Here is a 7,398-nt window from a genome sequence, read left to right on the forward strand (position 1 = left end):
GGACTTTATAAAGTTAACAAAAGAAGAAGTAAATATAGCAGTACAAAAAATAAATAATACACCCAGGAAATGTTTAGGATGGAAAACTCCCCATGAAGTATTCTGGGGAGAACCAGGTGTTGCATTTAATTTGACAATCTAGGTTATAAAAAGAGGAATAGACATCAAAACAGAATAGATTTTAGAAAAGGGGTGATTTAATGTATAAACTATTATATTATATTTTTATTTTATGTAGCATATCAATCTACGGGATAGAAGGTTTAAATATAAAGTTAAATGAAAATGAAAAAGAATGGATAAAGAAAAATAAAGATATAAATATGACTATTTATTTAGATAAAGATCGCGGGATATTAAACTATCATTCCAAGGGTCAAAAAAAAGGTGTTTTTCCAAACATAATAAAAATTTTAGAAAAAGAAACTGGATTAAAATTTCATATTATTGATGAAGGAACTGAAAAATTTGAAAATTCTGTGGATTTAGGAATACCTGATATAGTAATGGGTGTAGAAGACTACAAAAGAAATAATAAAAAGTATTATTATATCGATCAACCTATTGAATTAGATGGGGTTATGGTAACAAAATCAGAGTTTCCTTCTATTGATTTTAAAGATGACATTTTAGGGAAAACTATTGTCTATGAAAAAGGAGATCAAATAAAAAATAAAATTGTAAAAAAATATGGTCGTTCGGTTACATTACTTCCTAAAGCTAATCAAAAAGAATGTATAGAAGCTCTTTTATCTGGTAATGCAGATATTTATATTGATGATTATCAAGATACATTAAAATATTTAATAGATAATAATGATGATAGAATTAAATTAAATTATCTTTCCAGCGCTCTTAAAACTGATTATTATATTGGGGGAAAGACAAAGTTTGAACCTTTAATCGATATAATGGAAAAAATTCTTGACAATAAGAAATTAACTATGAAATTTTTTCATGAAGAATCGCTAAATTATACTAAGAACAAATTGGAAATAACAGATCAAATTAGTGAATATATTAGTAGCAAGAATGAAATTAAAATTTTGATGCCCTTATTTGAAGAATTCCCACAGCTCTATTATTCTGATAAGAATAATAAATCAGAAGGTTTTTTGAAAGATTATTTTGTTGAAGTTGGTAAAATATTAGGAATAAATATAAAATTTAAGAGACAAAATTTAAATTCTGATTTTGATATCAATCCATTTATTTTAAGTATTAATGATAATGAATTGATCTCTAAAACTGAGAAAATATTTATAACAGAACCTTATACTCAAATACCGTTATTGATTTTCAATAAAAGTGATAAAGGCTATATTCCATATTTCGACAATTTAAAAAAATATCGTATAGCTGTGGTAGATAATTCATTTATTGAAGAATATCTTTTATATAAAGGGTTTGGCAATAATTTAGTGAGGTTTAAAAATATAAAAGAAGTATTGATGGCAGTGAGTTCTAAAGAAGCTGATATTTTAATAGGGGATTTACAACAAATTAATTATTATTCAAATCTATTTCATGTAAATGATTTAAAAGTTGCAGGAACGATTCAAGATAAAGTAGAATTAAGTTTTGGAGTGCCTGTTAAAGAAAAGACTCTTTATTTTTTAATAAATTCATTAAATAATAAATTTTCTTATCAAATAAAAGAAGAAAAAAGTAAATTTTTTCTTCAAAAAATAGAATTAGCAAAAGATTATAAATTATCGATAGTTATTTTTATAATTTCAATTGTCCTAATAAGCTTTATTTATAGTCATTTAAGAAGATTTAAAAGGGTTTCTAATAAATTAAAAAAATTAACAATTGGTTTGGTTGAAACCTTAGAAAATGCGAATACATTTAATGATGAAGATACTGGCTCTCATATCAAAAGAATAAGTAAGTATTCTGAAGTTTTAGCAAAAGAACTCCGTTTAAAGCCTATATATATTGATAGAATAAGTCTCTATGCTTCACTTCATGATGTTGGAAAAATAGGAATTCCTGACAATATTTTAAAAAAACCTGGAAAATTAACAGTAGAAGAATTTGAAATAATGAAAAATCATGTAGAAATTGGTTATAATCTTATGAAAGATTTAGATATTAGTTCTGTGGCTTTAAATATAGTTAGATACCACCATGAAAAATGGAATGGAACTGGATATGGAAAAGGCTTAAAAGAAGGAGAAATACCGATTGAAGCTAGAATAGTAGCTATAGCAGACGTATATGATGCTTTGAGGCAAAAAAGAGTTTATAAAGAGGCTTTTTCACACGAAAAATCTGTAGAAATAATAAAGTCTGAAAGTGGAAAACATTTTGATCCTAATCTAGTTAGAATTTTCATAAAAAAACAACAAAATTTCAACAAAATTTTTGAAGGAAATGAAAAAAAAGTCGATTCATATGAATAAAAAAATACTATGAGTTATTCTAGAGGAGTAAAGAGATTACTTTAGATAGTTTTTAATATTACTTTCTAATTCTTTTGTAATTTTCGAGAAATAATAGTAAATAAAAAGACAGTTTAAAGGGGCTGTCTTTTTATTTACTACGTAAGGGTTTATAAAGATCTAATATTTCTATAGAGTTCATAAATCAACCATTAAGTTAATTATAATTTTTTATCCTACTTTATTGTTTATTTCATTTCGGATTAGATTTAGATTAACTTTAATCATTTCTATAGCTTGATCTTCTTTAAGTTTTATATCATTTCTTTTAGGTGGTATAGGAAGAGCCCTTGCATACTTTTCTAACATATAAAGGTATGATTCTAAGTAGTTTTTAGCTTTATAGTGGGCTTCTTTTGGTGTATTTCCAAAAGTCAAAGTTCCATCTAAATTAGGGAATTCTACTAAAATATCATCATTATCATCATTGTCATTAGCATATGAAAAAATTGCTGGATAAATATAAATATCTTTCATTTGAATCATCTCCTTTGATTAATAATATAAAATTCTACTTTTTTTGATGCTTTTTATTATTTATTTAGCAAGAGCTTTTAAATAATATAGTATTGGGACATTACTGTGTGTGTAAAAATTAAAATTAAGGATCTAAACCCTTTAAATTCACAAAGATATGACTATTTCCTATTTTTTCTAACTGAATTAGTTGATTTAATTTTTTAAGCTTTACACTTGTAGCACCTATTTTATTAAGCTATACGTATAAAGTTTTTTTATCCTTTAATTTTTTTTGTTTTTTTATAAAAAACAAGATATTTTTTTCTCTACGCATGTCTTCTTTTTTCTCAATATATCGATCTCAATGGAAATAATAAAAATATTGAGACTAAAAAAATTAAAATTAATTTCTTCTCTTTTCTTCTATTCAAGGTTCAAATTCACCTTTTAACTCTAATTGGGCTCCATAAGTTACTCCACTGATTGTTATAGCTGCAAGTATAATTGATAACTCTTTAATTTTTTTAGGAAACAATGGCTTGTTTACATGTATTTCAGAGGATAATAAAAAGGGCACTATTTATAGTGCCCTTTCGGAATTAAGTTTATTGGAGGTTATTATGATTACATATTTTACATGGTTCATATCCATTTTTAATTGCATTTTTTAAAGGGATTTCCTTTAAATTTTTAGAATATGGGCAATCTTCCAAATGGTATTTTTTTGTTTTTTCATTGATATATACATATTTAACTTTACTATTATTATTTAAATATAAAAATAATATAGTTATAAAAAGTAAAATTGTAGCAATAGTTATCATAAGTCACCTCCATTTTTAGATTTAAGTTGAAAGTAAAATTTAAGGTTATTTTATTAATATGTATGAAAGATATTTTTAAATATTAGAAATAAAAGGAACTATAAATATTATACTTGTTTTTATAGAGTTTCCTTTATGTTTTCTAAAAAGATCAATATTTTTTTATTATTTAAAAGTTTAATTTGACTTTTATTATATTTTAAGTTAAAATTAATTTGTAGTTAGGTTTTGAAGATATTTTATTAATCTTCCCAGGGATTAATAAATGGAACCTCCTTAGTAAATTTGTTTTAAAGATAAATTTGCTTATACTTTCCTCTGAGTCTGACACTTTTCAAATAGTGGAAGGCTCTTTTTACTTTTAAATTCCCTGTTGATCTCTCACTTCAATTTCTGTTCCTTCAGGAGCTTTCACTTTAAAAAGATACCCGTTTTCAACTTTATAAATCTCTTTTCCATTTTTAAGCTTAAAACTATTATATTCTTTAGATTTGATTTCTTCGTATGCTATATGAATGTCTTTTACAAGAAATGAAATGTGTACTGGTCCTTCATTTAAAGAGCTCCATTCATTTAAATTTGTTGATACTTTAGCAGTCTGAAGTTCTATCATAATTTCATCTGATTTTAACCATGTATTATATTTTCTTTTATGAAAATTTGGTGTTTCTTTTATAACTTCAAATCCTAAAATTTCAGTATAAAATTTCTTCGATTCTTTGTAACATTCTGTTTGGATACAAATGTGGTGTAATGATTTTATGTTCATATACTAATCTCCCTTATAACTTTTGATTTTGTTGTCATATCCATGTCCTTTTTTTAATATTATTTGTTCTCTGTCTTGATATATTTACTAGGGATAGCCACTTCATCATTATTACGGTTGACCCTATAATGAGGGGACATAATCTCAATTCTTTCTCCGTGAAAATTGTCTTGAATATTAGCATGAAGATCTGACATTATTTTCTGCATTTTTTTTTCTTTGGAAGTATATAAATTTATCTCATATTCAACATAAAAATCTCCCAATGCTTTTTGCAGAACAAATGGTTTTGGAGTGTTCAACACTCCATCGATTGATCCAGCTGATTTTTCTAGTAGTTTGTGAACTAGTCTCCAATCCACATCATATCCTATAGTTATATTTGTATGTAGTATGATATTATATTTTTTTGCAGAATATGTATAGTTTATTATATGTCCTGATAATATAGAGGCATTAGGGATAGTTACTCTTTCATTTTTAGGAGTTTTTATTCGGGTTACAAGGATGGTTTTTTCTACAACATCTCCTGTTATTTCATTTACTTTAATACGATCTCCTACTTGATATGATCTCATATAAGTTAGTATAAATCCAGCAATTACATTACCTATGTAGGTGCTAGATCCTAACGAAATTAATATCCCTGCAAATATGGAGATACCTTTAAAGGCGGGCGAACCGGCTCCAGGTAAGTATGGAGATACAATAGTTAGAGTTAGTATATAAATAAATAATCTTGATAAATTAAATGTAGGACTTGCCCATTCTGGATAAAACCCATTTACTTTCATCGTTCCACTTGAAATCTCGTCTGCCAGATATCTTAAAAATTTTAAAAAGTATTTAACAAATAATAAAATGATAATAATTGTTATAAAATCTGGTATAATCCCTATTATATCTAGTAGTATCATCTTAATTGGATCGGAAACAAAGGTAAATAGAGTACTTACCATGTCTTTTGTAGTAGGATTAAAATAAAATAAACCGGGTAAACTAAAAATTAATATTATTCCAAAGATTAAAAATTTAAATCCTTTTAAAATTATTTTTACAAATGCAAACTGCATCTTGCTATTTATAACCTCATAGTTTCCTATCTTTATTCCTGTTATTTTATTTCCTATTTTAATTTTATAGTATACTAGAGATTTTCTAGTAAGTTTATTTAGCAATCGATAGCAAATTCTCATTAAGACTATATAAATAATAAATAAAATTAATCCCAGAATATATGGATAATTTTTATTTTCTATTATTTTTTGTAAATTAAGATACATACAATACTCCTTTTTTATATATAATTTTTAGTTATTATTCAATAACTAAAGATAAAAACAATATTGATTAAAGATTTGAAAGAAGAAAAACAGGAGTTAGTTCCCCTGTTTTTCTATCTATTGTTAAGATCAAAGTGTTGTTTTCCAGTAACCATGTAAGTTACAGTATGCTTTAGCTTCTATTTTTTTACCTAAACATCCTTTAAAAGTAACTTTTGGCTCATCCCCAGGTTTTAAGAATGCAGTAGTTACCCAGCAATCATCCACAGTTAACTCTATCCATTCAATGTAATGAGCATCAGTCATAGGATGAAGAGTTTCACCAACTTTAACTTCAAATCCACCTTCTATTTTAGTTATAACTGGGACATGTTTTTCAACTGCAGCATCTGTTGTATTTGCCACTTGATGTACCATATCTTGTCCGCAACAGCTTAAAGTACCACCAGCTTCATGATAAATCTTAGTAATGTTTCCACAGATTTCACACTTATAAATTCCAAATAATTTTGCCATATTTTGCCTCCTTGTTTTATAAAAAATGTTACAAATAACTATACCAATATAAGGAAAAAATTCCTTTATCTATCTGTTTATTATTTTAAAGTTGACTATTTGTTTTTCTATTGAATCTCTTTACATCGGATATCCAAGTCAAAAATATTTTTTTGAGCATAAAAAATATTGTTAAAATTCTCTATAGCTCTTATCAGTTTTTTATATCCGTTAGTGGTATGATCTGTAGATGTAACTGCTAAGAAAAGCTCATGCATATTGTTTTCAAAACTTTCTAAGATTTCATTATCGAACTCTGTGTCTTGCATAGTATAAATATGATTTTCATATTCATAGTTTAATTGCTCTTTCCAATTCTGTCTTTGATTATTCATCACATTACCTCCGTTTTCTAATTTTTAAAAATTAAAGTACATTCTCATGGAGAAGTTTATATTCTATTATACTTTTCTTGAATATTATAAACATTCCTTTTTTTTGAACTTAAAATTGTAAAAAAATCAAAATTATCGTTAAAAAATATATGATTTGGAAAATGATAATGATATAGATGACTATAAATATAGATTGTTATTTTTTATATCTCGCTGAACTACGGATTTTACATCAAATTTAAATAATTTAAAAATTCCTTGGATAAAACTTCCTGTGAAAAGAGCAGTGATTACTGTTCCCACACCTGCATATCCTCCCGCTTCCTATTCGTTCTCCCAGAAAAAAATCCAGAATTATAACTACAAATCCGACAAAAATACTGGCTTGACCTATTGTGATATGTGTAACTTTAGATATCCCTTGGTGTAATACATCCCATGGAGAAAATCCTAGATTAGATTTAATAATAATAACTGATGTTTCGCGGTAGGGTTTTTCCTAAAAAAGAAATATACTCCTAATAACAACATTTAAAGGAGTAACTTCTATGAATAAAAATCTACTCGAAACATACTCAAATTTTTTAATTGCTTCAACAAAATCTGCTCATTCTACAGATCTACAAAATATTACTGATTCTAAAATCTCTAAAGATTCTATTTATCGGTTTCTTAGCTCTGGTCAGTTTTGTGAAAAAAACTTTTGGTTAGCTATTAAACCAATCT

At 25.9% G+C, this 7,398-nt stretch carries 9 protein-coding genes and 1 pseudogene; 2 read left to right on the forward strand and 8 right to left on the reverse strand.

Annotated features, from left to right (window positions below):
- Together WBG30_RS11125 and WBG30_RS11130 are read left to right on the forward strand one after the other, a co-directional pair.
- Window positions 1–142 (forward strand): annotated as a pseudogene (locus WBG30_RS11125) (IS30 family transposase); the annotation flags it as partial.
- A 58-nt stretch (window positions 143–200) separates the two neighbouring features.
- Window positions 201–2,408, forward strand: coding sequence for an HD domain-containing phosphohydrolase (locus WBG30_RS11130; protein ID WP_424504725.1), 2,208 nt, complete (start codon window positions 201–203; stop codon window positions 2,406–2,408).
- Window positions 2,409–2,618: 210 nt separating this feature from the next.
- Here the strand turns inward: WBG30_RS11130 and WBG30_RS11135 are convergent, their stop codons facing one another.
- From WBG30_RS11135 to WBG30_RS11170, 8 genes are all read right to left on the reverse strand, one after another.
- Complete coding sequence (locus tag WBG30_RS11135; protein WP_424504726.1) at window positions 2,619–2,924, reverse strand: type II toxin-antitoxin system HicB family antitoxin; 306 nt, start codon at window positions 2,922–2,924, stop codon at window positions 2,619–2,621.
- A gap of 409 nt (window positions 2,925–3,333) precedes the next feature.
- Window positions 3,334–3,483 carry a hypothetical protein gene (locus WBG30_RS11140; RefSeq protein ID WP_424504727.1) on the reverse strand — a complete coding sequence of 50 codons (150 nt, stop codon included), beginning with the start codon at window positions 3,481–3,483 and terminating at the stop codon, window positions 3,334–3,336.
- A gap of 28 nt (window positions 3,484–3,511) precedes the next feature.
- Complete coding sequence (locus WBG30_RS11145; protein WP_424504728.1) at window positions 3,512–3,730, reverse strand: hypothetical protein; 219 nt, start codon at window positions 3,728–3,730, stop codon at window positions 3,512–3,514.
- 361 nt (window positions 3,731–4,091) lie between these two features.
- Entirely contained in the window at window positions 4,092–4,499 is a 408-nt protein-coding gene (locus WBG30_RS11150) for a VOC family protein (RefSeq protein WP_424504729.1), read from the reverse strand.
- A 59-nt stretch (window positions 4,500–4,558) separates the two neighbouring features.
- The gene (locus tag WBG30_RS11155; RefSeq protein ID WP_424504730.1) at window positions 4,559–5,782 is read right to left on the reverse strand and encodes a mechanosensitive ion channel family protein; all 1,224 of its coding nucleotides are present in this window, start codon (window positions 5,780–5,782) and stop codon (window positions 4,559–4,561) included.
- 129 nt (window positions 5,783–5,911) lie between these two features.
- Window positions 5,912–6,298, reverse strand: coding sequence for a desulfoferrodoxin (locus WBG30_RS11160; protein WP_424504731.1), 387 nt, complete (start codon window positions 6,296–6,298; stop codon window positions 5,912–5,914).
- A gap of 107 nt (window positions 6,299–6,405) precedes the next feature.
- Window positions 6,406–6,675: a hypothetical protein gene (locus WBG30_RS11165; RefSeq protein ID WP_424504732.1), complete on the reverse strand. Its 270-nt coding sequence runs from the start codon at window positions 6,673–6,675 to the stop codon at window positions 6,406–6,408.
- A 177-nt stretch (window positions 6,676–6,852) separates the two neighbouring features.
- Window positions 6,853–6,975 (reverse strand): hypothetical protein, encoded by a 123-nt coding sequence (locus tag WBG30_RS11170; protein ID WP_424504733.1) that lies wholly within the window; start codon window positions 6,973–6,975, stop codon window positions 6,853–6,855.
- Window positions 6,976–7,398: the final 423 nt, after the last annotated feature.

The sequence above is a fragment of the Psychrilyobacter sp. genome, assembly GCF_049671765.1.
GTDB lineage: Bacteria > Fusobacteriota > Fusobacteriia > Fusobacteriales > Fusobacteriaceae > Psychrilyobacter.

What these genes read in the sequence shown, in the direction of transcription:
- WBG30_RS11130 (WP_424504725.1), top strand. Translation starts at nt 201, where the DNA reads ATGTATAAACTATTATATTATATTTTTATTTTATGTAGCATATCAATC.
- WBG30_RS11135 (WP_424504726.1), bottom strand. Translation starts at nt 2,924, where the DNA reads ATGAAAGATATTTATATTTATCCAGCAATTTTTTCATATGCTAATGAC.
- WBG30_RS11145 (WP_424504728.1), bottom strand. Translation starts at nt 3,730, where the DNA reads ATGATAACTATTGCTACAATTTTACTTTTTATAACTATATTATTTTTA.
- WBG30_RS11150 (WP_424504729.1), bottom strand. Translation starts at nt 4,499, where the DNA reads ATGAACATAAAATCATTACACCACATTTGTATCCAAACAGAATGTTAC.
- WBG30_RS11155 (WP_424504730.1), bottom strand. Translation starts at nt 5,782, where the DNA reads ATGTATCTTAATTTACAAAAAATAATAGAAAATAAAAATTATCCATAT.
- WBG30_RS11160 (WP_424504731.1), bottom strand. Translation starts at nt 6,298, where the DNA reads ATGGCAAAATTATTTGGAATTTATAAGTGTGAAATCTGTGGAAACATT.